The sequence below is a fragment of the Alistipes senegalensis JC50 genome, assembly GCF_025145645.1.
GTDB lineage: Bacteria > Bacteroidota > Bacteroidia > Bacteroidales > Rikenellaceae > Alistipes > Alistipes senegalensis.
The window spans coordinates 1423172-1449300 of the sequence record NZ_CP102252.1; the positions used below are offsets into that span (position 1 = coordinate 1423172).

Consider the following 26129-nt stretch of genomic DNA (forward strand, 5'->3'; position numbering starts at 1 on the left):
CCGATGTACGACTTCGACCATCAACTGTTTCTCGACCTGAATTTCGACGGCGGCCCCTGCATGGACCGCCTGATGCTGACCGTCTCGGGTACGGCGATGTGGCTTCCGCTCTATGCGCTGATTCTGTGGCTCGTCTGGCGGCGCGGCGGATGGCGCGGCGTCATCGTCTTCACGGTGCTGATGATCGCGGCGCTGGCCCTCGCGGACATGGTTTCGGGCATGTTCAAGAGCAACGGAGTGCTGGGCGGCCTGCTGCCGGGCTTCGAGCCGCGCTGGCGGCCGATGTTCACCCCCTCGCTCGAAGGGCTGGAGATCGCTCCCGACTCGCTGCGGGCGCTGCGCATGGCCGGCACGCCCGGCGACTGGACGGTTCACGTTCCGGTCGAAGCCGTGAGCGGCCGCTACGGAACGGTCTCGGCCCATGCGGCTACGATCGTCGCGCTGACCGTGCTGTCGGCGGCGGCGATTCGCCGGCGGTGGTTCACGGCGCTGATGCTCTTCTGCACCGTACTGATCTGCTATTCGCGCATCTACCTGGGCAAACACTTCCCGATGGACCTCGTGTGGGGCACGCTCGTCGGGGCGGCACTCGGATGGGCCGCATACCTGGCCTACCGGACACTGTCCTGCCAAAAAAAGGAGCTGCGATAGCAGCTCCTTTCCGTTTCCGTCGTCCGGATCAGAATCCCCAATCGGCAGGGTTGTAGGAGGCTTTGACACTCTCGTCCACATCCGGGAAGAAGGTGAACCCGGTCTTCTCTTCGATCTCTTTCACCGAGCGCAAATAGCTCTTATCGAGCGTCGGCGATGAAGAACCGCCGATCTGATCGGCATGTTCGAACCAGAAACCCACAGCCTTCAGTTCCGAAGCTGCACACTCCTGAATCGGCTTTCTGAGGTTGCCGCTGCGGGTGCGCAACAACAGTTTGTAGTAATGGGTCGGCACGATGCACTCTTTCGAGTATCCGGGCACATAGTAACGCACCCGCGTATCGCCGGAACCATTCCAGCAACTCGCATCGCGGGCAACCATGTCATCGTTCTCGAAATAGGCTCCCGAAACACAGTAAAGCGTATCGGAGCAGACATATCTATCCAATATCCGCTTCTCGGCATCGCCCCATACCTTGTCGAAAGCCGTGCGGCCCTGCGGCGAGATATTGCCGGGATAGAAAGTCTGCGTATTGATCTCCGCCGGATTGTTCTTGTCGCCGCATCCCCGGTAACTCGACGCCAGCATGTGCCCGCGAATCCATTGCTTGTCGATGCTCTCGGAATAAAGCGACATCGCCCGGTTGTTGTTCACCGCCAACGGATAGATGATGGCCTGCTCCGTCTCGGTCATCGAAGGATCGCGCGTCCACGGATCCGTAGCGGGGCGCGTAGTGCCGCCCTCCTGATAGCAGGCGTGCTGCGGATGGGCGATCCACAACGGGCAATGGCGCTGCGTATCATAGCAATACGTATAATTGCGCAGATACTGTTTGGTGGTTACGGTCGAGGCCCAGAAAGTGTGGATTTTCTTGCCGGTCATGTCGGCGGGCGTCGCAGGAAGTTCCGCCCAGCGGTATCCGGCAGCCCCGGCGAACGTAATATTCACATTCCCGGTCTTGGCCCCGGGGCCTTCGCCGGCCGTGACGGTCAGCGTGCAGCGCACCCCTTCGGGAGCGGCCGTAACGGTGATCGTGCCGTCGCCCGTACCCGAAGCGGGCGCAAACACGAGCGCCGGATCGGAACACGACGCACTCCACGAAGCGTTGGAGGTCACCGTGATGCGGTTGGTGCCCGCAGGGTCGAAGCGCAGGTCGGCGGGAGCGAGCGAAAGCGTCACTTCGGCAGAAGCCGCGGCGCGGGTCACGGTGATGGTTTTGCCGGAAGCCTTGCCCGCAGCGGTGCGCACCCCGACTTCGACAGACGTTCCCCGGGGCATGTCCAGCACCCGGAAGGTCCCGTTGCCGACGCCCGCCGAAGGATCGACCGTCACGGCCGCCGAGGCAGGCTCCCAATAGACCTGCCACGCGCCGTTGGCCATCACGCGGACGGCATTGTTGGCGGCGTCGGTTTCGTCGAAGGTGAAAGATTCGGATTCGACGGCGGCATAGGAGTCGTCCGAAGAGTCGTCACCGCCGCAGGAGGCGAAAAACAGCAGACTGCCCAAAAGAATCCCCATAACCCGCGGGGGGGGGTAATTCAGCCGATTGCGAAAAAAGGAGTCGAGTTGTTTCATAGACTGGCATTTAATTAGACACAACGGACAAATTTAATCATTCCGGGAAAATAAACAAACAAAAAAACGGTTTCGGGACAGGGAGGGCAGAGGAATGGCGAAACAGTTGCTATTTTGCCCATTTTTCACTAATTTTGCGGGGTTGCACGAGAAAACATCAAAAACATACGATATGGCACTCGAACTCAGCGAACAGGAACAGCTTCGCAGACAGTCGCTCACGGCGCTCCGTGAATTGGGCATCGAGCCCTACCCCGCCGCCCGCTACGAGGTGACGGCCACGGCGCGCGAGATCGCCGACAACTACGACGACACCGAAAAGAATTTCCAGGAGGTGCGCATCGCCGGCCGCATCATGTCGCGCCGCATCATGGGCAGCGCCTCGTTCTTCGAACTGCAAGACCACACGGGCCGCATTCAGGTCTACATCCGCCGCGACGACGTATGCCCCGAAGGCGATCCGACGCTCTACAACACGGTCTTCAAGAAACTGCTCGACATCGGCGACTTCGTGGGCGTCGAGGGCTTCGCGTTCCGCACCAACACCGGCGAGCTGTCGGTGCACTGCCGCCGGTTCACCGTGCTGTCGAAGTCGATCCGCCCGCTGCCCGTCGTCAAGGAGAAGGACGGCAAGACGTTCGACGCCTTCACCGACCCGGAGGTGCGCTACCGCCAGCGGTATCTGGACCTGATCGTCAACCCGCAGGTGAAGGAAACCTTCGTCCGCCGCGCCAAGATCATGGCCACGATGCGCGAATTCTTCAATTCGAAGGGCTATATCGAAGTCGAAACCCCGATCCTGCAACCCATTCCGGGCGGCGCATCGGCGCGTCCGTTCATCACGCACCACAACTCGCTCGACATAGACCTCTACCTGCGCATCGCCACGGAGCTCTACCTCAAAAAGCTGATCGTCGGCGGATTCGACGGCGTGTACGAGTTCGGCAAGAACTTCCGCAACGAGGGCATGGACCGCACGCACAACCCCGAATTCACGTGCATGGAGATCTACGTGGCCTACAAGGACTACCTCTGGATGATGGAGTTCACCGAGCAGATGCTCGAACGGGTGGCCGTGGCCGTGAACGGCACCACGGAGCTGACGATCGACGACAAGGCGATCTCGTTCAAGGCCCCGTTCCGCCGCCTGACGATGACCGACGCCATCCGCGAGAAGACCGGCTACGACATCACGGGCCGCACGGAAGAGGAGCTGCGCGAAGCCTGCAAGCGACTCAACGTCGAGGTGGACGAAACCTACGGCAAAGGCAAGCTGATCGACGCCATCTTCGGACAGTACTGCGAGGAGGAGCTCATCCAGCCCACCTTCATCACGGACTATCCGCGCGAGATGTCGCCGCTGTGCAAGCGCCACCGCTCGAATCCCGACCTGACGGAGCGTTTCGAACTGTTCGTCAACGGCAAGGAGCTCTGCAACGCCTACTCCGAGCTGAACGACCCGATCGACCAGCTGGAGCGTTTCCAGGAGCAGCTGCGACTCTCGGAGAAGGGCGACGACGAAGCCATGTTCATCGACATGGATTTCGTGCGCGCGCTGGAATACGGCATGCCGACCTGCTCGGGAATGGGCATCGGCATCGACCGCCTGACGATGTTCATGACCGACCAGACGTCGATCCAGGACGTGCTGTTCTTCCCCCAGATGCGCCCCGAGAAGAAGGTCGTGAGCGATCCCGTGGAGGCCTACACCGCCATCGGGGTCCCCGAAGAGTGGGTTCCGGTGATTCAGAAGATGGGCTACCTGACAGTCGAGTCGCTGAAAAAACTCGCCCCCGGGAAATTCTTCAACGACCTGTGCGGATTCAACAAGAAGAACAAGCTCGGGCTGAAAGCCCCCTCGATCGACGAGGTAAAGAAATGGTGTACTGAGGAGAACTAATTCACTATAAAATATTCAGGAAAATGAGAAAGAAAATTGTTGCCGGCAACTGGAAGATGAACACGCTTCCCGCCGAAGGTGTCGAACTAGCCAAAGGCGTCGTAGCAGGCCGCGGAGAGGTTTGCTCGTGCGTGAACTTCATCGTATGCCCGCCGTTCACCCATCTGTCGATGGTGGCCGAGGCCCTGAAGGGTTCGGACATCGCACTCGGCGCACAGGACTGCGCAACGGAGGCCAAAGGCGCCTACACGGGCGAAATCGCCGCGTCGATGATCGCCGCACTGGGCTGCAAGTACGTGATCCTCGGCCACTCGGAGCGCCGCCAGTATTACGGCGAGACCTCCGCAACGCTCAACAAGAAGATGGCGCAGGCTTATGCCAACGGACTGGTTCCCATCTACTGCGTAGGCGAGAACCTCGAAGAGCGTGAGGCCGGCAAGCACTTCGACGTGGTGAAAGCCCAGATCGAGGAGGTGGTTTACAACCTCACCGCAGAGCAGTACAAGGAGCTGGTGATCGCCTACGAGCCCGTGTGGGCCATCGGCACCGGCAAGACCGCAACGGCCGAGCAGGCACAGGAGATCCACGCCTACATCCGCGAGGTACTGGCTGCCAAATTCGGCGCCGCAGCCCAGGAGACGGCGATTCTTTACGGCGGTTCGTGCAAGCCTTCGAACGCAGCCGAGATCTTCGCCAAAGAGGATGTTGACGGCGGTCTGATCGGCGGCGCAGCCCTCAAAGCCGAGGATTTCCTCGCCATCGGCAAGGGATTCTCGAAGTAATCCGCACGCCCTGCAAGGCAAATCCCCGATCCTTTTCGGATTGGGGATTTTTCATGGCGCCCGTCCCGAAGCGGATGCGGCGAGACAGCCCCACGGTTCCGACGCCGCGCACAGAAAGCCGACGCCCCGGGCACAGATGTTCAGCCACGGCACCGGAGAACTGCGTTTCCGGCTTGTGCATTCGGCCGCAAATCGCTATCTTTGTATCATAAACCCGCGCTCGGGCAGACGGTCTCCGGACCCCGGACCTGCCCGGCCGAAAACCGATTCCATGAAAATGAAACACATCTTCATCCTCCTGCTGGCCGCGATCTCCATAACGGCCTGCAACCGCACCGCCAACGCCGGCGGCGAAACCCTGACGGTCGATGAACTGCTCGCCGATGCCGATGCCCTGGTGGGCGACACCGTACGTGTGGAAGGGCTCTGCGTCAGCACCTGCGGCCACGGCAGCACCCACATCACCCTTATGGGCAGCGACACGACGCAAGTGATCGAAGCGCTGGCCGACGAACGCATGCAGTCGTTCGATCCGCTGATCTCCAACCGCACGGTAGCCGTCGAAGGCGTCGTGGCGGAACAGCGCGTCGAACTGCCGTTCCTCGACGACTGGGAGATGCGCCTCGATGCCAGCATCGAGGGCGGCAAGGGCAATCCCGAAGCCGTAGCGGTGCTCAAAGGGCAGATCCGCGAACTCCGCGACTCGATCGCCGCCCGCCGTGCACGCGAAGGCAAGGAGTATTGGAGCATTTACCGCATCGAAACGTTCGCCTGCCATGCAATCGACGACGAAGCCGGGCGCTAAACGAGGCTCGCAGATTCGCCGGTGGGCGCGGATCATCCACCGTGACCTTTCCTACTTTTTCGCAGGCGTGGTGGTGGTTTACGCCGTATCGGGCATCGTGCTGAACCACAAACGCGACTTCAACAGCAACTATTCGGTCCGCCGCACGGAATTGCAGATGCCGGGCACCTATCCCGCCCCGGCCGAAACCAGCCGAGAGCAGGCCGAAGAGCTGCTCCGTGCAGCCGATCCCGAAGCGCGCTACGTGAAGCACTACGCCAGCGGCGAACAACGGGTAAAGGTCTTCGTCGCAGGGGGCTCCGTACTCGAAGTGGACATGCAGAACGGCCGGGCGGTCTACGAAAAGCTGACCAAAAGGCCCGTCATCAGTTCGATGAACCGTCTGCACTATAACCCCAACCGGTGGTGGACCCGTTTTTCCGACATTTTCGCCGCATCGCTGCTCGTCATCACGCTCACGGGGCTGGTGATGGTTCCGGGGCGCAACGGACTGCGGGGCCGGGGAGGCATCGAACTCGCGGCGGGCATCGCCGTGCCGATCCTCTTCCTGCTCTTCCTGTAAGACACGCCGGGACAAGACACGAAACGGGGCGGTCGTTCGATACGACCGCCCCGCTGTTTTCAGGACCGAACCGCTTACGCCCCGGCCTGCGTTACTTTCATGCGGAAAAGCTCCTTATTATTCTCTCCCACCAGGATTACATCCAGTTTGCGTTCTGCGCCGGTGTTCACAGTCTCGGGATAGAGAGTTACATTCCCCATATTATCCCGCTCAGCATAAAGCCAAGGCTCTGCCACGACCTCCGAGGTACCTTCGGTAACCACTTTTACGAGGAAAGAGCCCTCGCTCTCAGTTCCGAACTCCTGCTTAGCAGCCTGCGTGGCATCTTTAGCAAAGTTCACGGAAAGATTAGTAGAAAGTTCAGCCCAAGAGTCCATATCGTGAACGGTCAACGACGTTGCCAAAGGCGCATCTTGATTGAGCCAAATCTGAATCGGCTCCGCATTACCTGCCGAAATCTTCACCAAAGCCCCACTCTGCATCAAGGACTGCGTATTGGGAAGGAAATTCACGATCAGAGCATCGCCATTAACACCCGAACTCTTCTTGAGCGTACAATAAGTCGGCAATTCCTCTTCATCGGTAATAGGATCGCCCATAAAATCGCAAAATTCGGCGGTCCAAAGGTGCGCATTGGTAGTCACCGTAGTTACGGTCACATCCCCGCCCGCTGCAGGAGCCGTAAAAGAATAAGACCCATAGACTGCCTCGAGATCGACCGACAGGGTCGCATCTACCGGCTCGGGGAAGTCCTGCGTCACGGTGAACTCCACGGGAGTTACCGTTCCGGCCGAAATACGGTATTTGGCCGTACGCTCCTCGGTGGTCAGGTTGCTTGCAGGAGCCACCTTGATCTGAGTGGCGCTCTGGACCGTCACCACGCACCACTCGGCTTTCTCCTCGCCTTCGGCCAACACCTGCTCGACCGTGACCGTCGAAGCATCGGTGTCGAGCGCAATGACCTGCGCCTCGGGAGAGGTCGCCACGAACGTCAGCGCAGCCTGCGCCGGATCGGCCAGCGCGAGTTTGGTCACGACGGGCTGATCGTCGCCGTCGTCGGAACACCCGGCGAATGTCAACGCAACCAAAGCGAACGCCGGAATCAGAAATTTCATCTTTTTCATAACCTAACGAATATTAAAATTGGACTATAATTTTGCATTCTTGAACGCCGATTCGATCTTCAGGATCTGGAATTCGTAGAAATCCCGCGTGCGGGCGTCGCCCGAACCCCGGCGCTGTTTGTAGAGGCTCAGCACCCGGCGAAGCGTCGCCGCGTAGAGCGGCTGTCCCACCTGCGCCGAAAGCGACGGACCTTTCATGTCGTGACGATAGTAGGAGATCTCCCCGGCCGAGGCGTGGTCGTGGCGGCATTCGGGATGGTTGCAGACGAACGGAGGCAGCGCCTCGTCGGCCAGCTGCGCCAGCAGGGCGCTTCCGTCGTCGGCCAGTCCCTTGCCCAGTTGGAGCGCCGTACCCGAAGGGCCTGTCAATCCGCTGTTTTTGAGCAGCGCGGCCACGGCGGCACCTTGCAAATTCATCTCCTCGACAGTCAGCGAACCGCCCCTGACGGCCGAAGCGAAGACCGTATTGTAGGCGTCGTTCAGATAGGTGTCCACGCGATAGATCCCCTTCTGGCCCGAGCGCTCGCCCTGATAGATGCTGCCCAGGGTCGCAGGGCTGAAAATCTTGCCGGCGACACCCGAAGCCGCGTTGTCGAGGATCGTGGAGGGCTGGCCCAGTTTGTCCATCAGCTCCTGGGGCAGCAGCCACGCACGCGCCGTAAGCACCTGATCGACCAGCCATTTCATAGCCTGCTTCTGCCGTTCGGCGGGAATGTAGCTCAGGGCGCGCAGCGGGCGTCCGTCCTGCACGAGGTCCTTGTACTCCACGCCGCCCAGATAGGGCATCACGTGCATCAGATAACGCGTGTACTGGCCGATCACGGCGGCATACATCGACTGGATATTCTTATAATCGCGGTTCTCCTCGGCGAACCAGTCGCAGAGGTTGGCGATCATGTACTTGCAGTTCTCGATACCGTAATTGCCCGCCTTGATATGGTCGTTGCCCAGGTCCTCCGACTGGTCGGTGGGATCGAGCGTCAGGAAAATCTGCTGTGCGCCGAACTCGTACATGGGGTCGTCGCGCTTGGCGGCCAGCAGCTCGTTGAGCAACGGCAGCTCCTCTTCGGCGTCGCGCGTCTTCTCGAAGATGCGGTATCCCCAGTTGATGGCGTGGATGTCGTAGACGCCGACCAAGGGCGGCACCATCCGCACGCCGCGCTCGAAATCGCCGCGCTGGGCGATATAGTTGTTGCGCGCGTAATCCATGATCGAAGGAGTCGTACCGTATTTCTGCGTGAACGACGGACTGCGCAGCGAATCCACCGGGAAGGAGTAGCTCGCCCCCATGTTGTGCATCAGTCCCAGCGTGTGGCCCACCTCGTGAGCGGCCACGTAGCGCAGCGACTCGCACATCACGTCGTCGTCGAAGACCTGCTTGCGCACGCGCGGATCGACGGCTCCCGTCTGGGCGAAACGCCAGTTGTGCACCAGCGAAATGACATTGTGGTACCAGATAACGTCGGCCACCAGAATCTCGCCCGTGCGGGGATCGGTGTAGCTCGGGCCCATGGCGTTGGCCACGTCGGTAACAGCGTAGCGGATGCAGTTGTAGCGGATGTCGTCGGGATCGAACGACGGATCGTCGGGATAGTCGCGGGCCTCCATCACGTTCTTGAAACCGGCGGCCTCGAAAGCCTTGTTCCAGTCCTCGATGCCCAGCTTCACCACCTCGCGCCACTTGTCGGGGAAAGCGTCGTCAACGTAGAAGACGATTTTGCGCTCGGGCTCGACCAGTTCGCCGCGGAAGTATTTCTCCCATTCGCCCTCCTTCGGCTCGATGCGCCAGCGGTGGATCATCTCATGCGTCAGCAGCTTGTCCTTCGACGAGGTGTAGGTGTAATATTTCGAGCTGAAATAACCCACGCGGTTGTCCTGCCAGCGAACCTTCATCGGCTCCTCGGGCAGTTCGAGAATCGACCGCCGCACGGTCACCGTGTAGCCGTCCGGCTCGGAGTTGTAATTGAGGATGCTGGTGATTTCGAGGTTCTTTTCGAAGACCTTGACCTCCTTGAGCTTCGATCCGGCGGCATCGTACGTCGCACTCATCTCGCCCGGAACCAGCGGGCTCTGGCGGATCGGCGTGAGCAGCTTGTCATTCGACACGAAGAACGAGGTCACGTCGATCAGCAGCGTGTCGTTGCGCGAAGCCTTGATCTTGAAGGTCCGGGTGATGGGGTCCTGCACGTTGCGGCGGAACGACTTCTCGATGGGGTCGTTCGGCGCCACGCGCTCCCAGTGGTTGACCTTGTGGAGATAGACGTTGGAGGTATCGGCCGAGAAGCGGATCATGAACGGATCGCCCAGCATCTGCCCGGCCACGAAATTGGAATTCTGGCTGATCTCCGAAATCCGGTTGGCCAGCAGATAGCTGGCTTTGAGGTTGCGGGGCGTGACGGCCAGCAGCAGTTCGCCCGTCTTCGTCAGATAGTAGTCGAACAGGCCGCTGCCTTTCCGGGCGCCCTTGACGGCCTTGTCGAATTTGTCCTCTTTCTTCACGGAGTCCGTCTTCTCGACCTTCGCGGCCTTCTTTTTCTTACTGGAGAAGGGCCACATCTGCTCCGCGTGCAACGGGCTGCAAGCCAAGAGCACGGCGGTTGCAGCCAGAATCAGTTGTTTATTCATATTCATCGGATGTTGTGTGTGTTACAGTTCCTTGAACCACAGCGAACGGATGCGCTGGAATCCCGTCCAATCGGTATTTTCGTCGGCCTGGAGTTCGATCCGGTCGGCGGTGTCCGCCACCGCATACTTGCGGATGCGGCCGCTGTCCGGAGTGCCCGCCTCGTAGGTGCAGACATAAACGCAATCGCTGTTGCCTTCGGCCACGGTGTGGATGTCGCCGTGGATCTGCGTGATCTCCGCGGGCGAGAAATCCAGCAGCTGCACGGGCTTCCGGCCATTGCGGAAATCGTAGCCATAGAGCACGCCGCCCACCGAGTAAAGCATATAGCCGTGCTGCGAGGTCATGCACCAGTTCGCGGCCTCCGCCACGGGAACCGAAGCGTCGATCTCGTAACGCGCCCCCTTGCTGGGACCCGACCGCAGGCAGGCGTAGGTGTAGATCCAGTATTTCCCTGCCGGGGCGTCGTGCAGGATCGTAGCCGACTGCCCCGAAAGGAAGCGCGAATTGACGGTCGTCACATAATCCAGCCCCGTCCGCCAGGGGAACAGGGCGAGGTCCGATTCGGTGTCGGCGGCGTTCCGCAGGGTTTCGTCGTTGCGCATCAGGTAGCAGAAACGCTTGTCGTCGTCGTTGTAGAGCATGACGGTGGTGATGGACCCGGCGCCGCTTCCGCCGCTCAGGTTGTAGGCGATCCGGTCGCCGATGCGCACGTAGTCGTAGCTCTCGGCATAACGGTTGACCGGATTGCCGAAATAGCCCGTGTTGACCGAAGAAATGCTGTATACGTACGCGTAGCCGTCCACCAGAAAGATGCGGAACTTGTCGTCGATCTGGATCATGTCCGAAGCGGCGGTCTCCGTCAGGTACTGCGGATTGGCGAAGTAGTTGCGCATGACGGTATAGTCGTCCGTTCCGAAAGATTCGCGGTCGTAGAGGAAACTCCCCTCTCCGGTCGAAAGGTAGATGCGCCCGTGCACCAGCGAAGTGTACTCGTTGTTGTCGCACCAGATGCGCAGGGGATTGCGGTGGCGGGTGTCGTCCCTGACCACGTCGCGTTGAAGCAGCGTATCGCGGCTGATCGACACCATGTCCACGACGGCGGCGCCCTCCTCGTCCTCGGCGGCGACCAGCCAGCCGCGCGTATAGGCCGTGCTGACCGAGATCGTGGTGCTGCGGCTGAACATCAGTCCCGTCGCGGGGTCGGTGATGCGCAGCAGCAGCGAATAGTCGTCGCTGGGCAGGTTCACGGCGTAGTCCAGATCGCGCGTCCGGGCGATCGTGGTGCGCTCGCCCGGATTGCGGACCTGACCGACGACCACCCATTCGTATTCGTAACTCCCGGTCAGCCCGGGGTCCTGCGACGCGGTGATGTAGGGGCTGATTTTCAGTTCGTCGATGCCCGAACGCAATTTGTATTCCACGCCCTCGAAGCCCCGGGCCCCGATGACGATTTCATTGATCTCGCGGTAATCGTAATTCCCCTTGTCGCCGTAGCAGCCGCCCAGCAGCAGAAGGAGTGCGGAAACCGCGAACAAACAGCTCTTTTTCATAGGCTCTGAATCATTATTCGGCCGAATCCGGTCCGGATTCCATTTTGACGGGATTGCCCTCCCCGTCGAGATAGTCCTCATAGACGGTCCGCCCGGCGCGCTCCTCCCCGTCGAGGTAGCGGCGGAAATTCTGTCCCAGCACCTTGCGTTCGACGTACGACAGGGCGTCCGGCTGGAAATCGGCGAGCGTCAGGTCGAAGACGCTGCACATGAGTTTGATCTTCTTGTCCGAATAGGGTCCGTAGAACTGGTCCGACCACCCGTCGAGCCGCACGTACTTGTCGCTCACCGTGACGGTGTGGCGCAGCACGTCCGTACCCACGGTCTCGGTCCCGTTCACCGGGAGCCAGGCGCTCAGCGGCAGGTCGAACTGCTCGTTGGGAAGCAGTTCGAGCGTGAGCGTCAGCTCCTTCCCGTCGAGCGAGGCCCGGCGGAAAAACCGGATCGGAATGTAACCGTAAACCTCGCCCGCCGCGACGACGCAGTCGCCCTCGGGCAGTTCGTAGTCGTGTCCCTCCTGCGCCGTGGTCCGGTCGGCGACGGTGCGGAAGGCAAAGGCGCGCGGATAGTCGGCCACCGAACCGATGACCTTGACCCGCAGTTGCAGGGTCTGTTCGTCGGTTCCGCTGGGCAGCAGCGCGAACGGGAGGCTCGAATCGGCGGTGTAGCGCGGGTTCTCCTCGTCGCTGCCCGATTGCAGCATGGCGAAATAGATTCCCGTCTGCCCGTCGTAGGTCCGGATGGATTCGTTGCAGGCCCCCAACGCGAGGGCCGCGGCAGCGAGCGCCGGAATCAGTCCGTATCGGTTGTAATTTTTCATGTCGAACGCTATTTATGGTGCTCCTGTTCCTTCTCGGGCAGCGCGAAGAGGTAATTCGCCGGGTCGAACTCCAAATAGCCGCCGTTGTTGCTGTACACTTTCCGGATCGAGGTCTTGCGCAGACGCTTGTAGTACCAGAAGAGCTGCCCCTCGCCGACGAATTCGCGGATGTACTCCTCCGTGAGATCGTTGCTCAGCGTTCCCGTCGCGGGCAGCGAGGTCGCCTTGCGGGCCGAGCGCAGCGCGTTGAGCCACCCGTAGGCCGTCGCCTTGGAGTCCTCGCACTCGGCGGCGATCAGGTACATCTCCGCCATCCGGACGACGGGGACCATCGAGGCGTAACCCAGGTCCATGTCCTGCACCTGCCCGTATTTGACGAAGAAACGCTGGTCCACGCCCTCGGTATTCTTGAGCGTCTGCCACTGGTAGGTGCGCAGGTCGCTTTCCGAATCGTAGAGGTTGTGCACGGCCAGTTCACCCATCGTGAGCAGGTTGACCTGTTCGAGTTTGTTGGAAAAGAATTTGTCGTGGATGTCGCTCGTGCGTTTCGAGTTGACCGCCGAGAAGAGCGCCTCCGACGAGAAGATGCGGTCTTCGGAGTTCTGCGTGGCCACGCCGACGGCGGTCTGCCCGGTCACATCCTCGCGCGACGCGAAGGGAAAGAACGGCCCGGCCTCGTCGATCACCTCCCCGGCCAGCCGCCCTGCCAGCGTCCGGTCGCCGGTATAGATGGCCAGCCGCGCCTGCAACGCTTTCACCGCAAAGTAATTGAGCCGCAGGTGACGGCTCCGGTAACGCACCGAACCGGTCGTTTCGCCGTTCAACCGCCCCTCGGTGCGCACGGGGTCCCACTCAGCGAGTTCGGAGAGCGCGTCGGTGAAGTCCCCGGCGATCTTTTCGGCCACCTCGTTCGCGGGCAGCAGCGGCGTGACGGTCAGTTCGCTGCTCGTGCGGTAGGGAATCGAAACCCGGGCGGGAGCCTCCGCGAAGACGGGCCCGAAGATGCGCAGCATCTCGAAGTGCAGCAACGCCCGCATGCCCAGCATCTCGCCGCGGATGATGTGGTAGGCGCGGTCGGAGAGCACATCGCGGTCGCTCTCGCAATGTTCGAGAATCTTGTTGACGTTGGCGATGACGAAATAGGCTTTGTCCCACGTATCGGCGACGGCCGTCTTGCGGGCCTCCGCGGAGTAGGCGCCCAGCGTGTTGAAGGTATGGGTCGAAGGCTGCGTGGTATCGAAATACTGGGCCTGCACATCGAACGTGACGGCCGCGAGCGACTTGCCGTATAAGCTCGCCTGCGGCAACTCGGCATAAACGCCGTTGAGCGCCGTGAAGAACCCCTCCTCGGTCTCGAACAGGGTGTTCTCCATGATACGGTCCGACGAGTCGATCGTCAGCCAGCCCTTGCAGCCGCCCGACAACAGCGCCAGCGCCATCAGGAAATATAGTTTGATGATTTTCATAAGCATACGGTTTTCGGATCAGAAACGCAGGCTGATCGACAGCGAGAAACTTTTCGAAAAAGGATAGTCCGTACCGCGCTCCTCCTTGAAGGATGCCAGGCGGAAGATGTCGTTCATATAGAAGCGGAACGAAGCGCCCTGGACGCCGACGACATGCAGCCAGCGGGCCGAGGTTTCGTAACCGACGGAGATCGACTCCCCGGCGATGTAGTTCTCCCGGAGCACGAAGCGCGAGGACATGGGCGTAGTGTCGTCGATGCTGATGGCCTTGAAACGGGCCTTGTCACCGGGTTTCTGCCAGCGGTCGTGCAGCGCGCGCCGGTCGAGGTTGTAGTAGAGCGCCGTTTCGGAGATGTTCTCCACCTTGTTGTAGAGCGCCGAAGCGAATACGTCGGCCCCGAAGCTGTAACGCAGGTTGACGCTGGCCGAAAAGCCCTTGTAGAAGATCGAGGTTCCGATGATACCCTCCAGAGCGGGAGCCGAGGAGCCCACCACCACCTCGTCGTTGGCGTCGTACTTGAACGTATAGCTGCCGTCCTTGCGGATGAAGACCTCGCGTCCCGAGGAGGGGTCGATGCCGTGCGACCGCACGGCCCAGATGTCGTCGGGGCTGGCGCCGTCGTAATAACGCTTGAAGGTCGTGGCGCTGCCCTTCTGGTTCATGAAGTCGAGTTTGTCGCCGATGTTGCGGTACTCCGAGTTGTTCTGGCTGAAAGAGGCGTTCACGCTCCAGCGCAGGTACTGCCGTTTCATGACCACCACGTTGAGACTGCCCGAAAAGCCCTTCGAGATCTGACCGCCGAAATTGGTGTAGATGCGCGTCGTGCCCAGCGACGGGGGCACGGGAATCTGGGCCAGCAGCGGGTCGGTGTTCTTGTGGTAGAAATCCACCGAGAACTTCACGCGGTCGAAGATGTCGATGTCGAGACCGAGGTTCTTGTCGATGGTTTTCTGCCATTTGAGATTCGGGTTGCCGAACTTTTCGAGGATCGCGCTGGTCCCGAAGAGATTCTGGTAGGTGGAGTTGTAGATGTAGGTTCCCGAAGCCGTGTAGGCGTCGAAATTCTGGTTTCCGGGGTTACCGATCGAGAAGCGCAGCTTCAGCAGGTCGAGCCATTCGGCCTTGCACCACGCCTCGTTGTGGATGTTCCACCCCACGCCCACGGCCCACGTCGTCGTGAAGAGGTTCTCCGAACCGAAAACCGACGATCCGTCCATACGCAGGCTGGCGTCGAACAGATAACGGTTGCGGTAGGAGTAGTTGCCGTTGAGATAGAAGCTCGTGCTGCGGCTGATCCGGTCCGTATAGCTCGGCTTGTCGCCCTGCTGGAAACCTTCGGAGAACGAGGGATTCTGGTGCAGGTCGCTCGTGAATCCGAAGATCTCGTAGCCGGTGTTCTTCTGCGTGCGCGAACTGAAATTCCAGCCGCCGACGGCATTGATCTGATGATGGCCGAAAAGCCGGCCGTAGGTGACGGTGACATCGCCGTTATAGCTCATCAGGTCGGTCTTTTCCGTCGTGTAGGAGCCCTTGGAGGTCGAACCGTTGAAATCGGAGTGCGCGGGCGACTTGAACGCCTCGCGCTCGGAGATGCTCTTATTCAGGGCGAGACGCCCGCGGACCTGCAACGAGGTCACGGGACGCCAGATGACCGTGAAATTGTTGCGCAGTCCGAGGTCCTTCGTCACGTCGGTGTTGACCACGCGGCGGAGCTGGTAGAGCGGGTTGTAGATGAACTCCTGCGCCACGGAATAAGGCTCCAGAAACTCCGGAATCTCCCCGTCCTCGCTGTATTTGCGGTAATAGGGATTGGCCTGGGCGAAAGTCGAGAAGGAGACCGGCTCGCGCTCGCTCTTCACGGAATCGAAGCTGAAATCGTTCGAAAAGATCAGCTTGTCGGTGCGGTAGACGAGGTTGATATTACCGCCCGTAATCCCCTTTTCGGAGCCCTTCATGATGCCCTTCTGATTGCTGTAATTCAACCCCACGCCGTAGAGCATGGCCTCGCTGCCGCCGTCGATATAAACGCTGTGCGTGTGATTCAGCACCGAGCGCAGGGGAACCGACAACCAATAGGTGTCCACGCCGCGCATCACCTCGGCCAGCCGCGAATTGTAGAGCGCATCCAACTGATCCTGATCCTCGCCGACATAGCGTCCGGCCAGCACCTCGTAGCGGAGCTTCTCTTCGGCATTCATCAGGTTGTAGTCGGAGAGGTCGGGGAACTCGAACCGCAGGTCGGCCGAATAGGAGACCCGCAGCTGCCCCGGCTCGGGCTTGACCGTCTCGACGACGATCACACCGTTGGAAGCCTTCGAACCATAGATGGCCGCCGAAGCGGCATCTTTGAGCACCGTGACACTGGCGATACGGTCCATGCTCAGGTTCTGAATCTGGGCGATCTCCACCTCGATACCGTCGAGGATGAAGAGCGGCTGATTGGCCGTATTGTCGTATTCGGTGGTGAGGTCGCCCACCAGACTGGTCTTGCCGCGAATCTCCAGATCGGGCAGCCGGTTGGGGTCGGAACCGAAAGCGCGGTTCTCGACGAGCGTCAAGGCCGGTTCGAGCGTTTTGAGACTCTGAAAGACGTTCTTCGTGCCGATGGCCCGCAACTCCTTGCCCGTGTAGGTCGTCGCCGAACCGGCGAAGCTGTTCTTGTCGCGGCTGTAAATACCCGTCACCACCACCTCGTTGACCTGCGTGGCGTCCTCTTTGAGCACGACTTCCAGATCGCGCTGGTTGGCATACTCCACCTCGAAGGGGACCATGCCTATGAAGGTGAAAACGATGGTCTGCTTGCCCGACGGAATGCCTTGCAGGCGAAATTCGCCCTTGGCGTCGGTCGCGGTGCCGATACGGGGCGTCGATTTCACATAAACCGAGGCACCGACAATGAATTCGCCTTTCTCGTTTTTGACATTGCCGGTTATCGTCCGGCTGGGTTTGGAAGCGCTACTCTGTGCATGAACGAGCAGGGGGGGGGAGATCAATGCAGACAACAGAAGCAGCAGAAGTCGCAGTTTCATAGATTCGGAGTATTTCCGCCTGCCGGGAAAAAGCGACTCCGGCCGATCGGAATTCATTTGACTTTTCGCACGCTCCGGAGGCAGGTTATCCGACACCGGAGAGAATGTGCAAAGGTATAATATTAATTCGGAATAGCAAAACAGGACGCATCCCTAAAAAAGGGGATTTTTTCATTTCGCCGTTGCCGTCCGGAAAGCGGAAAGAACGGCAAGGGCGGGCGAAAGCCCCCTGCGAAACAGCGAAGCGATCTTCCGGCCATGATACAATCCGAAAAATCCGCGAATGGGGCGTCAGTCCCATCCGCGGATTTCAACGGAAACGGCGCAAATGCACCGCTGTCACGAATTACATTTTCTTGCCCACGTTGGTCTTCTTGGCAACCTTCGGAGCGGCAGCCTTGGCCGAAGCGGCCTTCGGGGCTGCGGGCTTCTTCGGGGCGGCAGCCTTCTTGGGCGCTGCGGCCTTCTTGGCCTCGCCGCCCTCGACGACGGTGGCCTCCTCCACGGCGTCGGTCTTCTTCGCTGCGGGCTTGCGCGAACGGCGCGTCTTGGGTTTCGCCTCCGAAGCGGCAGCCGGAGCGATGCCCAGCGTGTAAGCCTCGTTGAAATCGACGAACTCGATGATGCACATGTCGGCAGCGTCGCCCAGACGGAAACCGGTCTTCAGAATGCGGGTGTAACCGCCCGGACGCTCGGCGATCTTCGGAGCGATCGTGCGGAACAGTTCCGTGACGGCCTCCTTCTGTTTCAGGTACGAGAATACTACACGGCGCGAGTGGGTCGTGTCCTCCTTCGACTTGGTTACCAGGGGCTCCACGAACTGCCGTACGGCCTTTGCCTTCGCAACGGTGGTCTCGATGCGCTTGTGCATGATCAGCGACGATGCCATGTTCGAAAGCATCGCCTTGCGGTGTCCCGCCTGACGGCCGAGGTGGTTGAAATTCTTATTGTGTCTCATTTAATTAATCTTTGTCAAGTTTGTAGATTGATACGTCCATACCGAACTTCAAGTTGAGCGAGGTCAGCAGCTCGTCGAGTTCCGTCAGCGACTTCTTGCCGAAGTTGCGGAACTTCAGCAGGTCGTTGCGGTTCAGCTTCACGAGATCCCCCACGGTATCCACGTCGGCGGCTTTCAGACAGTTCAGGGCGCGGACCGAAAGATCCTGGTCCGAGAGCTTCGTCTTCAGCAGCTGACGCATGTGGAGAACATCCTCATCGAACTCCTCGGCACCGTTCGTATCTTCCATGTTGACGGTGATCTTCTCGTCGGAGAAGAGCATGAAGTGCTGGATGAGAATCTTGGCGGCCTCTTTCAGAGCCTCTTTGGGGTGAATCGACCCGTCGGTAGTAATTTCCAAATTCAACTTCTCGTAGTCGGTCCTCTGCTCGACGCGGTAGTCCTCGATCGAGTACTTCACGTTCTTGATGGGCGTGAAGATCGAGTCGATCGGAAGCGTTCCGAACTCGCTCTCGGCGGGGGCGTTCTCCTCCGCGGGCACGTAGCCGCGGCCCTTGCCGATCGTGAGCGTCATCTGCATCTTGGTGCCCGGGGCCAGGTGGCAGATCACCAGGTCGGGGTTGAGCACCTTGAAGAACGACAGGTAATTCGAGATATATCCGGCAGTCAGCTCCGTCACACCCGCAACGTTAATGGATACTTTTTCTGCATCCTGATTATCGACTGTGCGGATAAAACGAACCTGCTTCAGATTGAGGATGATGTTCAACATATCCTCCATCACACCGGGGATAGCGGCAAACTCGTGATCGACACCGGCTACCTTGACAGTCGTGATCGCATAACCCTCGAGCGAGGAGAGCAGAATACGACGTAAAGCGTTACCGACAGTCCGGCCGAATCCGGGCTCCAACGGCCGGAACTCGAACTTTCCGAACGATGAAGTGGACTCAAGCATAATAACCTTCTCAGGTTTCTGGAATGCTAATATTGCCATAATAGTGAATTTGTTTGATTACTACTTCGAGTACAACTCGACGATGAGCTGCTCCTTGATGTTCTCGGGAATCTCCTCACGCTCCGGGCGCTGGAGGAACTTTCCGCTCATCGAAGCGTTGTCCCACTCCAACCAGGCGTAGCGGCTCTTCGACGAGCCGGACAGAGATACCGTGATCACTTCCAGGCTCTTCGACTTCTCGCGAACCGACACCACGTCACCCGCACGCAGCGAGTACGAGGGAATGTTCACGACGTTGCCGTTCACACAGATATGGCAGTGCGAAACGAGCTGGCGGGCAGCGGCACGCGTCGGGGCGATACCCAGGCGGTAAACGACGTTGTCCAGACGGCATTCCAGCAGCTTCAACAGGTTCTCGCCCGTGATGCCGCCCATGCGGGCAGCCTGCTCGTAGGTGCGCGAGAACTGCTTCTCCAGCAGACCGTAGGTATATTTGGCCTTCTGCTTCTCGCTCAACTGCGTGCCGTACTCCGACACCTTTTTGCGCTTACGCGCCAGACCGTGCTGTCCGGGAGGATAATTGCGCTTTTCGAGCACCTTATCCGCACCATAGATAGCTTCGCCGAACTTGCGGGCGATTTTCGATTTAGGTCCTATGTATTTTCCCATTGTCTTAACTTATTAAAAAAACGTTGAATATTCCTTACCTCGCACCGAAAATTAGACGCGGCGGCGGTTAGGAGCACGGCAACCGTTGTGCGGCAGCGGAGTAACGTCGATGATCTCCATCACCTCGATACCTGCGCCGTGGATGGTGCGCACAGCCGACTCGCGGCCGGCGCCCGGACCCTTGACATAGACTTTCACCTTGCGCAGGCCCATGTCGTAAGCCACCTTCGCGCAATCCTGCGAAGCGGTCTGTGCTGCATACGGAGTATTCTTCTTCGAACCACGGAAACCCATCTTACCGGCCGACGACCAGCTGATAACGTCACCCACCTCGTTGGTGATGGTGATGATCACGTTGTTGAAAGTGGAGTGCACATAAGCGTTACCCACGGCTCCGACCTTGACAACCTTTTTCTTAACTGTTCCAGTTTTCTTTGCCATAATTCTCTAAAGATTACTTCGTTGCCTTTTTCTTGTTTGCGACGGTCTTCTTGCGGCCCTTGCGGGTGCGCGCATTGTTCTTGGTTGACTGACCGCGGACCGGAAGACCCAGACGGTGACGGATGCCGCGGTAGCAGCCGATATCCATCAGGCGCTTGATGTTCATCTGGACCATCGAGCGGCATTCGCCCTCGACCTTGATGCCCATGTCGGCGATCGTCGAACGGATCGCTCCGACCTGGTCGTCCGACCAGTCCTGTACTTTGAGATCGTAGCTGATGCCAGCCGTCTCGAGAATTTTGCGAGCCGTCGAGCGACCGATGCCGTAGATATAGGTCAGGCCGATCTCGCCTCTTTTGTTTTTCGGTAAATCTACACCGACTATACGTGCCATATAAATACTTTTTCTTTTTTGACTTGTCTAAAAAACATTAACCCTGGCGCATTTTGAACTTGGGATTCTTCTTGCAAATGACGTAAAGTTTGCCTTTGCGCTTCACAATCTTGCAATCCTCGCTTCTCTTCTTGATGGATGCTTTTACTTTCATGATTTTCAAGCAATCTAATTATTTGTACCGGAAAGATATACGTCCCTTCGTAAGATCGTAGGGCGTCATCTCCACTTTTACTTTATCTCCGGGAAGGATCTTGATGTAGTGCATACGCATCTTCCCCGAGATATGGGCCGTGAGCACGTGGCCGTTGTCCAGCTCGACGCGGAACATCGCGTTGGACAGTGCCTCGATGATCGTCCCGTCCCGTTCGATAGCAGCTTGTTTTGCCATAGAGTCTCAGTTGTTTATTGCCTGTTCGATGATACTGAAATCCGTCAATACGTCGGGGCCCGATTTGCGAACCGCAACGGCGAACTCATAGTGCGCCGCCGGTTTGCGGTCCCGCGTGCGGACCGTCCAGCCATCCTGTTCGAAAACCACCGCTTTGGTCCCCATGTTGATCATGGGTTCGATGCAGATGACCATGCCCTCCCTGAGCAATGGTCCCCTGCCGCGTGCGCCGTAATTGGGAACGCCGGGGTCTTCGTGCATTCTGCGACCCAATCCGTGTCCCTCCAATTCGCGCACCACGCCGTAGCCGAAGCTCTCGGCGTGTTCCTGCACGGCCGCCGACACGTCGCCTACGCGGTTGCCGGTCTTGGCCTGCGCCGTACCTTTATAAAGAGCCTCTTTGGTGACCTCCATCAGCTGCCTTACTTCCGCGGCAACCTCTCCCACGGCAAACGTATATGCCGAATCACCAACAAACCCCTTCATAAACGTACCGCAATCGACCGAAACGATGTCGCCCTCTTTGAGGACGCATTTCGAAGATGGGATACCGTGAACTACCTGTTCGTTTACCGATATGCACAACGAAGCGGGAAATCCCTGATACCCGAGGAAGGCAGGAACTGCTCCGTGCGCGCGGATGAAATCCTCGGCAATCGAATCCAACTCCTTGGTGGTGACACCCGGACGGATGTGGCGACCCACCTCCGCCAGTGTCCTCGACACCAGGATGTTGTTCTCGCGGAGCAGCTCTATCTCCTCGTCTGTCTTCAGATATATCATTCTCTTCGCTTAAAACTCTTCGGAAAAACTCCTAATGACGACCTTGGATACGTCCGGTCTTCATCAGACCGTCATAGTGGCGCATCAGCAGGTAGCTCTCGATCTGCTTCAGAGTGTCGAGCACCACGCCGACCATGATCAGCAGCGACGTACCTCCGTAGAAGTAGGCGAACGCCTGCTGGATGCCCAGGAACTTCATCGCCAGCGCGGGCAGAATCGCCACGATCGCCAGGAAGATCGAACCCGGAAGCGTGATGCGCGTCATGATGGTGTCGATGTAGTTCACGGTCTGCTTACCCGGTTTCACTCCCGGGATGAAGCCGCCGTTTCGCTTCATGTCATCGGCCATCATTTGAGGATTGATGATAATCGCCGTGTAGAAGTAGGTGAAAGCGATTACCAGCACTGCAAGCGTGAAGTTGTACCAGAAACCGGTCATCGAGCTGAAGGCAGCCGCGAAGGCCGTACCGGAGAACAGCGCCGGAATGAACATCAGAGCCTGCGCGAAGATGATGGGCATCACATTCGCGGCATTCATCTTCAACGGGATGTACTGACGCACGCCCCCGTACTGTTTGTTTCCGACGATACGCTTTGCATACTGCACAGGCACCTTGCGGACTGCCTGTACCAGGGCGATCGTTGCCATGAAGACAAGGAACAGCAGGATCAGCTCGAGGATCAGCATGATGGCGCTGCCGGTGGCCGTCTGGAAACGGGCGTTGACCTCGGCCAACAGCGCGTGGGGAAGACGTGCCACGATACCGATCATGATGATCAGCGAGATACCGTTACCGATACCCTTGTCGGTGATCTTCTCGCCCAGCCACATGATGAACATGGTGCCGGCGATCAGAATCGTCGTCGCATAGGCAATGAAGCCGAACGAATTGCCGTAGACGAAAGCGGAAGGCACCTGATGGTACAGGTTGGCCATGTACGCCGGGCCCTGCAGGAGCAGGACGCCGATCGTCAGGAAGCGCGTCCACTGATTCATCTTGCGGCGGCCGCTCTCACCCTCCTTCTGCATTTTCTGGAAATACGGAATCATCATACCCATCAGCTGGATGATGATCGAGGCGGTGATATACGGCATGACTCCGAGCGCCAGGATCGAGGCGTTGCCGAAGGCGCCGCCCGAGAAGACGTTCAACAGACCCAGAAGTCCGTTGCCCTCCAGCTGGCTGGCATACGCCGACCCCTCGCCCAGGGCGTTGGGGTTGATGCCCGGAATCACGACGAAACTGCCCAAGCGGAAGACCAGCAGCAGCCCGATCGTGTAGATCACACGTTTGCGCAGCTCCTCGATCTTGTAGATGTTCTTGAGCGTTTCTACCAATTTCTTGTTGGTCGCCAAAAGAGCGATTACCACCAAAAAGACGATACCAACAACGAGATACTGATTCATAATTTTTGGGTTCTAAGGTTGCTTACAGTTTTTCGACGCTGCCGCCGGCTGCCGTGATGGCTGCCTCGGCGCTCTTCGAGAACGCGTGAGCCTTGACAGCGAGCGCCTTCGAGATCGTGCCGTTGCCCAGAATCTTCACCTTGTCGTTCGACGAGATGAAACCTGCGGCCACGAGCGTATCCACCGTAACCTCCGTGAGCGACTTCTTGGCGGCCAGCTCCTCGAGCGTCGAGAGGTTGATCGCCTTGAATTCCACTCGCTTCAAGTTGGTGAACCCGAACTTGGGAACGCGACGCTGCAACGGCATCTGGCCACCCTCGAAGCCGAGCTTGCGCGAGTAACCCGAACGCGACTGTGCACCCTTGTGTCCACGGGTGGCGGTGCCACCGTGACCCGAACCTGCACCGCGGCCGATTCGTTTGTCGTGGTGCGTTGAACCCTTTGCGGGTTTGAGATTATTGAGTTCCATGCTTAAAATAATCCGTTAGCAGTTAAACTTATTCTGCGGGCTGAGCGGCCTCCTCCTTCACCTCGGCCTTCTTGGCCTTGGGGGCTGCCTTCTTCGCAGGCGCAGCGACCTCCTCGACCTTGACGAGGTGTTTCACGCGCTCGATCATACCCTTGATGATAGCCGAGTCGTCGTGCTCGACGCTCGCATTGATCCGCTTCAAACCCAGCGCATCGAGATTCCGGCACTGGCGCGTCGTGGAGCCGATGCGGCTTTTGACCTGGGTGATTTTCAATCTTGCCATGTTCTTCTGAATTAACCGTTAAACACCTTGTCCATCGAGATGCCGCGCAGGCGGGCGACGCTGTGGGCGTCGCGCAGCTCGCAAAGCGCCTTGATGGTCGCCTTCACCAGGTTGTGGGGGTTCGACGAACCCTTGCTCTTGGCAAGCACGTTCTTCACGCCCACCGACTCCAGCACGGCACGCATGGCGCCGCCGGCGATGACGCCCGTACCGGGAGCGGCCGGACGAATCATCACGAGCGAACCGCTGAAACGCGACTCCTGCTTGTGGGGGATCGTGCCGTTGATCACCGGGATCTTGACGAGGTTCTTCTTGGCATCCTCCACGCCCTTGGCGATGGCCGACTGCACCTCCGAAGCCTTGCCCAGGCCGTAGCCTACCACGCCGTCCTCGTTACCTACGACGACGATGGCCGAAAAACTGAACGTGCGACCACCCTTCGTAACCTTGGTAACACGCTGGATGCTGACGAGACGGTCCTTGAGTTCGAGGTCGCTCGTGCGTACTTTCTTTATGTTGGTATTTGACATAATCGCTTAGAATTTAAGTCCGCCTTCGCGTGCTGCTTCGGCCAGCTGTTTAACTCTTCCGTGATACAGGTAACCGTTACGGTCGAAAGCGACGGCCGAGATGCCTTTGGCGACGGCGCGCTCGGCGGCCAGTTTGCCCACCAGGGCGGCTACTTCGCACTTGTTCTTTCCGGCGGCGGCTTCGGCGACCTCCTTGTCCAGCGAGGAAGCCGTAGCGAGGGTTACACCGGCGAGATCATCAATGAACTGCACGTAGATCTGCTTGTTGCTACGATATACAGTCATGCGAGGCTGTGCGGGCGTTCCGCTCACGATCTTGCGGATACGCATCTTGATCCTCTCTCTTCTTTCTATCTTGTTCAGTGACATAACTTCAGACTATTTACTATTTAGCACCTGCCGATTTACCGGCCTTGCGACGGATCTGCTCGCCTACGAACTTGATACCCTTGCCCTTGTACGGCTCCGGCTTGCGCAGCGAACGGAGCTTGGCGGCGACCTGGCCGATAAGCTGCTTGTCGATCGACTTGAACGTTACGATGGGGTTGCCCTTCTTCTCGGTAACAGCCGTAGCGGTCACCTCCTTGGGCAGCAGGAAATGCGTATCGTGCGAATAGCCGAGGCTCATCTCAAGCACCTGGCCTTTGACTTCGGCCTTGAAGCCGACGCCCACGAGCTCCTGTTTGATCTCATAACCCTTCGACACGCCGATGACCATGTTGTTGATCAGCGCACGGTACAGACCGTGCATCGAGCGGTGGCGGGGCTGGTTGGTGGGACGGCTCACCAGAACGGCGGGGATCTCCTTGCCCGTGTGAACGTCCGTGTGCGTGCCGACCTCTACCTTGATGTCCGAGTCAACTTTCTGGCTCAGCGTCCCGAGTGGCCCTTTCACGCTTACCGTATTGTCGGCCGATACCTCTACGGTAACGCCGGCAGGCAGGTTTACAGGTAATTTACCAATTCTTGACATTGTGTTGTTCTTTAATGATTTGCGATTAGTAGATGTAGCACAGCACCTCGCCGCCCACGTTCTCCTTGCGGGCCTGGGCGTCGGTCATGATGCCTTTCGAGGTCGAAACGATGGCGATACCCAGACCGTTCAGCACGCGGGGCATGTCCGAAACCGACGCATAGCGGCGAAGACCCGGGCGGCTGACGCGCTTGAGGTCCTTGATGGCGTTGGTCTTGGTGGCGGCATCCCACTTCAGAGCGATTTTGATCGACGGGTGTCCCTTCTCGTCCTTGTCGAATTTGTAAGCGAGAATGTAACCCTGCTCGTAGAGGATCTTGGTTATCTCCTGCTTAATTTTTGAACCGGGAGCTTCAACCACTTTGTGGTTGGCTTTCACCGCGTTTCTAATTCTGGTCAGAAAGTCCGCAATAGGATCAGTCATAACGAATAGAAATTAAAAATTAAAAAATTGGTTAAACTAATATTCTGGCTTTCAGTCGGTTGACTGTCGTCCGCCGCTTTACAGCCCCTTATCTTCCGCCCCCGCTCGCATACGCACGCGAGGGCCCAAAGCGCGCAAATATACGCATTATTTCCCAAACGGCCAAGATTACCGCCTGATTTTTAGCGATTTTACCGCTGCTCCCGGAATACGGACAATGTTAGCACCCACTATGTTGCTAACATATATCCGCACAAAACTCCCGTTCAGCAACCGGCAGCGCCTCCGGAAATCACCCGGACGCCCCGCTTCCGCAGTTCGCCCCGGTCACCTCCTCCGGCCTCTCGGTCCGAGAAATTCGTAACCAAATGTCCAACCCCTCGCTACGCCCCACATATCGGGAAGTTACCGCTTGCAGCGGCACTTTCCCCGATACTGTGACGTATCTACACGGGCTGCACACCCCTATCTGCCTCAGTTCCTTCGGCAATAAAAAATGAAAAATTCAGCATTAAAAATTTCACTTTACTGCCACGAGCTATGCACTCTCGGACGC

At 58.7% G+C, this 26129-nt stretch carries 27 protein-coding genes; 5 read left to right on the forward strand and 22 right to left on the reverse strand.

The window, feature by feature from the left end:
* The first annotated feature begins 3 nt into the window (after window positions 1-3).
* The gene (locus tag NQ519_RS05515; RefSeq protein WP_019152161.1) at window positions 4-651 is read left to right on the forward strand and encodes a phosphatase PAP2 family protein; all 648 of its coding nucleotides are present in this window, start codon (window positions 4-6) and stop codon (window positions 649-651) included.
* Between the two features lie 28 nt (window positions 652-679).
* Here NQ519_RS05515 and NQ519_RS05520 read toward each other — a convergent pair whose 3' ends face one another.
* Window positions 680-2170 (reverse strand): DNA/RNA non-specific endonuclease, encoded by a 1491-nt coding sequence (locus NQ519_RS05520; RefSeq protein WP_019152160.1) that lies wholly within the window; start codon window positions 2168-2170, stop codon window positions 680-682.
* Window positions 2171-2399: 229 nt separating this feature from the next.
* Here NQ519_RS05520 and lysS point away from each other — a divergent pair, with 229 nt between their 5' ends.
* From lysS to NQ519_RS05540, 4 genes are all read left to right on the forward strand, one after another.
* Window positions 2400-4127 (forward strand): lysine--tRNA ligase, encoded by a 1728-nt coding sequence (lysS, locus tag NQ519_RS05525; protein ID WP_019152159.1) that lies wholly within the window; start codon window positions 2400-2402, stop codon window positions 4125-4127.
* Between the two features lie 23 nt (window positions 4128-4150).
* Window positions 4151-4909 (forward strand): triose-phosphate isomerase, encoded by a 759-nt coding sequence (tpiA, locus tag NQ519_RS05530; RefSeq protein ID WP_019152158.1) that lies wholly within the window; start codon window positions 4151-4153, stop codon window positions 4907-4909.
* A gap of 271 nt (window positions 4910-5180) precedes the next feature.
* Window positions 5181-5714 (forward strand): hypothetical protein, encoded by a 534-nt coding sequence (locus tag NQ519_RS05535; RefSeq protein ID WP_227901007.1) that lies wholly within the window; start codon window positions 5181-5183, stop codon window positions 5712-5714.
* Complete coding sequence (locus tag NQ519_RS05540) at window positions 5686-6276, forward strand: PepSY-associated TM helix domain-containing protein (protein WP_019152156.1); 591 nt, start codon at window positions 5686-5688, stop codon at window positions 6274-6276. Before NQ519_RS05535 ends, NQ519_RS05540 begins: the two co-directional genes overlap by 29 nt.
* Before the next feature lie 74 nt (window positions 6277-6350).
* Here the strand turns inward: NQ519_RS05540 and NQ519_RS05545 are convergent, their stop codons facing one another.
* The 21 genes from NQ519_RS05545 to rpsH form a co-directional block, all read right to left on the reverse strand.
* Complete coding sequence (locus NQ519_RS05545; protein ID WP_019152155.1) at window positions 6351-7400, reverse strand: BACON domain-containing protein; 1050 nt, start codon at window positions 7398-7400, stop codon at window positions 6351-6353.
* 24 nt (window positions 7401-7424) lie between these two features.
* A complete protein-coding gene (locus NQ519_RS05550) occupies window positions 7425-10031 on the reverse strand; it encodes a zinc-dependent metalloprotease (protein ID WP_019152154.1) in 2607 nt (868 codons plus the stop codon).
* 15 nt (window positions 10032-10046) lie between these two features.
* Window positions 10047-11576 (reverse strand): PKD-like family lipoprotein, encoded by a 1530-nt coding sequence (locus NQ519_RS05555; protein WP_019152153.1) that lies wholly within the window; start codon window positions 11574-11576, stop codon window positions 10047-10049.
* A gap of 13 nt (window positions 11577-11589) precedes the next feature.
* The gene (locus tag NQ519_RS05560) at window positions 11590-12396 is read right to left on the reverse strand and encodes a DUF4843 domain-containing protein (protein ID WP_019152152.1); all 807 of its coding nucleotides are present in this window, start codon (window positions 12394-12396) and stop codon (window positions 11590-11592) included.
* Between the two features lie 8 nt (window positions 12397-12404).
* Window positions 12405-13862 (reverse strand): RagB/SusD family nutrient uptake outer membrane protein, encoded by a 1458-nt coding sequence (locus NQ519_RS05565; RefSeq protein WP_019152151.1) that lies wholly within the window; start codon window positions 13860-13862, stop codon window positions 12405-12407.
* Window positions 13863-13880: 18 nt separating this feature from the next.
* Entirely contained in the window at window positions 13881-16892 is a 3012-nt protein-coding gene (locus NQ519_RS05570) for a SusC/RagA family TonB-linked outer membrane protein (protein WP_019152150.1), read from the reverse strand.
* A gap of 346 nt (window positions 16893-17238) precedes the next feature.
* Window positions 17239-17850, reverse strand: coding sequence for a 50S ribosomal protein L17 (gene rplQ, locus NQ519_RS05575; protein ID WP_019152149.1), 612 nt, complete (start codon window positions 17848-17850; stop codon window positions 17239-17241).
* Between the two features lie 4 nt (window positions 17851-17854).
* The gene (locus NQ519_RS05580; protein WP_010262457.1) at window positions 17855-18847 is read right to left on the reverse strand and encodes a DNA-directed RNA polymerase subunit alpha; all 993 of its coding nucleotides are present in this window, start codon (window positions 18845-18847) and stop codon (window positions 17855-17857) included.
* A 21-nt stretch (window positions 18848-18868) separates the two neighbouring features.
* Window positions 18869-19477, reverse strand: coding sequence for a 30S ribosomal protein S4 (rpsD, locus tag NQ519_RS05585; protein ID WP_019152147.1), 609 nt, complete (start codon window positions 19475-19477; stop codon window positions 18869-18871).
* A 51-nt stretch (window positions 19478-19528) separates the two neighbouring features.
* Entirely contained in the window at window positions 19529-19918 is a 390-nt protein-coding gene (gene rpsK, locus NQ519_RS05590; protein ID WP_019152146.1) for a 30S ribosomal protein S11, read from the reverse strand.
* A gap of 13 nt (window positions 19919-19931) precedes the next feature.
* A complete protein-coding gene (gene rpsM, locus NQ519_RS05595; RefSeq protein ID WP_019152145.1) occupies window positions 19932-20312 on the reverse strand; it encodes a 30S ribosomal protein S13 in 381 nt (126 codons plus the stop codon).
* Window positions 20313-20349: 37 nt separating this feature from the next.
* Window positions 20350-20466 carry a type B 50S ribosomal protein L36 gene (ykgO, locus tag NQ519_RS05600; protein ID WP_010262443.1) on the reverse strand — a complete coding sequence of 39 codons (117 nt, stop codon included), beginning with the start codon at window positions 20464-20466 and terminating at the stop codon, window positions 20350-20352.
* 18 nt (window positions 20467-20484) lie between these two features.
* A complete protein-coding gene (gene infA / locus NQ519_RS05605) occupies window positions 20485-20703 on the reverse strand; it encodes a translation initiation factor IF-1 (protein ID WP_009597667.1) in 219 nt (72 codons plus the stop codon).
* A gap of 6 nt (window positions 20704-20709) precedes the next feature.
* Window positions 20710-21486: a type I methionyl aminopeptidase gene (map, locus tag NQ519_RS05610; RefSeq protein ID WP_019152144.1), complete on the reverse strand. Its 777-nt coding sequence runs from the start codon at window positions 21484-21486 to the stop codon at window positions 20710-20712.
* A gap of 31 nt (window positions 21487-21517) precedes the next feature.
* The gene (gene secY / locus NQ519_RS05615; protein WP_044118788.1) at window positions 21518-22894 is read right to left on the reverse strand and encodes a preprotein translocase subunit SecY; all 1377 of its coding nucleotides are present in this window, start codon (window positions 22892-22894) and stop codon (window positions 21518-21520) included.
* Between the two features lie 22 nt (window positions 22895-22916).
* A complete protein-coding gene (rplO, locus tag NQ519_RS05620) occupies window positions 22917-23363 on the reverse strand; it encodes a 50S ribosomal protein L15 (protein ID WP_019152142.1) in 447 nt (148 codons plus the stop codon).
* A 28-nt stretch (window positions 23364-23391) separates the two neighbouring features.
* Window positions 23392-23646 carry a 50S ribosomal protein L30 gene (rpmD, locus tag NQ519_RS05625; RefSeq protein WP_026076794.1) on the reverse strand — a complete coding sequence of 85 codons (255 nt, stop codon included), beginning with the start codon at window positions 23644-23646 and terminating at the stop codon, window positions 23392-23394.
* Window positions 23647-23657: 11 nt separating this feature from the next.
* Complete coding sequence (gene rpsE / locus NQ519_RS05630; protein WP_019152140.1) at window positions 23658-24176, reverse strand: 30S ribosomal protein S5; 519 nt, start codon at window positions 24174-24176, stop codon at window positions 23658-23660.
* 6 nt (window positions 24177-24182) lie between these two features.
* Window positions 24183-24545, reverse strand: a complete 363-nt coding sequence (rplR, locus tag NQ519_RS05635; protein WP_026020723.1) for a 50S ribosomal protein L18 — start codon at window positions 24543-24545, stop codon at window positions 24183-24185.
* A 16-nt stretch (window positions 24546-24561) separates the two neighbouring features.
* Window positions 24562-25149 carry a 50S ribosomal protein L6 gene (gene rplF, locus NQ519_RS05640; RefSeq protein ID WP_026076793.1) on the reverse strand — a complete coding sequence of 196 codons (588 nt, stop codon included), beginning with the start codon at window positions 25147-25149 and terminating at the stop codon, window positions 24562-24564.
* Window positions 25150-25174: 25 nt separating this feature from the next.
* Window positions 25175-25573: a 30S ribosomal protein S8 gene (gene rpsH, locus NQ519_RS05645; RefSeq protein ID WP_026076792.1), complete on the reverse strand. Its 399-nt coding sequence runs from the start codon at window positions 25571-25573 to the stop codon at window positions 25175-25177.
* Window positions 25574-26129 lie beyond the last annotated feature (556 nt).

Coding starts and splice junctions, on each gene's coding strand:
- rplR (WP_026020723.1), bottom strand. CDS start 24,545: ATGTCACTGAACAAGATAGAAAGAAGAGAGAGGATCAAGATGCGTATC.
- rpsE (WP_019152140.1), bottom strand. CDS start 24,176: ATGTCAAATACCAACATAAAGAAAGTACGCACGAGCGACCTCGAACTC.
- tpiA (WP_019152158.1), top strand. CDS start 4,151: ATGAGAAAGAAAATTGTTGCCGGCAACTGGAAGATGAACACGCTTCCC.
- NQ519_RS05545 (WP_019152155.1), bottom strand. CDS start 7,400: ATGAAAAAGATGAAATTTCTGATTCCGGCGTTCGCTTTGGTTGCGTTG.
- rpsM (WP_019152145.1), bottom strand. CDS start 20,312: ATGGCACGTATAGTCGGTGTAGATTTACCGAAAAACAAAAGAGGCGAG.
- lysS (WP_019152159.1), top strand. CDS start 2,400: ATGGCACTCGAACTCAGCGAACAGGAACAGCTTCGCAGACAGTCGCTC.
- NQ519_RS05565 (WP_019152151.1), bottom strand. CDS start 13,862: ATGAAAATCATCAAACTATATTTCCTGATGGCGCTGGCGCTGTTGTCG.
- NQ519_RS05515 (WP_019152161.1), top strand. CDS start 4: ATGTACGACTTCGACCATCAACTGTTTCTCGACCTGAATTTCGACGGC.
- rplQ (WP_019152149.1), bottom strand. CDS start 17,850: ATGAGACACAATAAGAATTTCAACCACCTCGGCCGTCAGGCGGGACAC.
- rplF (WP_026076793.1), bottom strand. CDS start 25,149: ATGTCAAGAATTGGTAAATTACCTGTAAACCTGCCTGCCGGCGTTACC.
- NQ519_RS05560 (WP_019152152.1), bottom strand. CDS start 12,396: ATGAAAAATTACAACCGATACGGACTGATTCCGGCGCTCGCTGCCGCG.
- NQ519_RS05535 (WP_227901007.1), top strand. CDS start 5,181: ATGAAAATGAAACACATCTTCATCCTCCTGCTGGCCGCGATCTCCATA.
- rpsK (WP_019152146.1), bottom strand. CDS start 19,918: ATGGCAAAGAAAACTGGAACAGTTAAGAAAAAGGTTGTCAAGGTCGGA.
- NQ519_RS05540 (WP_019152156.1), top strand. CDS start 5,686: ATGCAATCGACGACGAAGCCGGGCGCTAAACGAGGCTCGCAGATTCGC.
- rpmD (WP_026076794.1), bottom strand. CDS start 23,646: ATGGCAAGATTGAAAATCACCCAGGTCAAAAGCCGCATCGGCTCCACG.
- NQ519_RS05555 (WP_019152153.1), bottom strand. CDS start 11,576: ATGAAAAAGAGCTGTTTGTTCGCGGTTTCCGCACTCCTTCTGCTGCTG.
- secY (WP_044118788.1), bottom strand. CDS start 22,894: ATGAATCAGTATCTCGTTGTTGGTATCGTCTTTTTGGTGGTAATCGCT.
- ykgO (WP_010262443.1), bottom strand. CDS start 20,466: ATGAAAGTAAAAGCATCCATCAAGAAGAGAAGCGAGGATTGCAAGATT.
- map (WP_019152144.1), bottom strand. CDS start 21,486: ATGATATATCTGAAGACAGACGAGGAGATAGAGCTGCTCCGCGAGAAC.
- rplO (WP_019152142.1), bottom strand. CDS start 23,363: ATGGAACTCAATAATCTCAAACCCGCAAAGGGTTCAACGCACCACGAC.
- NQ519_RS05580 (WP_010262457.1), bottom strand. CDS start 18,847: ATGGCAATATTAGCATTCCAGAAACCTGAGAAGGTTATTATGCTTGAG.
- NQ519_RS05550 (WP_019152154.1), bottom strand. CDS start 10,031: ATGAATATGAATAAACAACTGATTCTGGCTGCAACCGCCGTGCTCTTG.
- rpsD (WP_019152147.1), bottom strand. CDS start 19,477: ATGGGAAAATACATAGGACCTAAATCGAAAATCGCCCGCAAGTTCGGC.
- NQ519_RS05520 (WP_019152160.1), bottom strand. CDS start 2,170: ATGGGGATTCTTTTGGGCAGTCTGCTGTTTTTCGCCTCCTGCGGCGGT.
- NQ519_RS05570 (WP_019152150.1), bottom strand. CDS start 16,892: ATGAAACTGCGACTTCTGCTGCTTCTGTTGTCTGCATTGATCTCCCCC.
- infA (WP_009597667.1), bottom strand. CDS start 20,703: ATGGCAAAACAAGCTGCTATCGAACGGGACGGGACGATCATCGAGGCA.
- rpsH (WP_026076792.1), bottom strand. CDS start 25,573: ATGACTGATCCTATTGCGGACTTTCTGACCAGAATTAGAAACGCGGTG.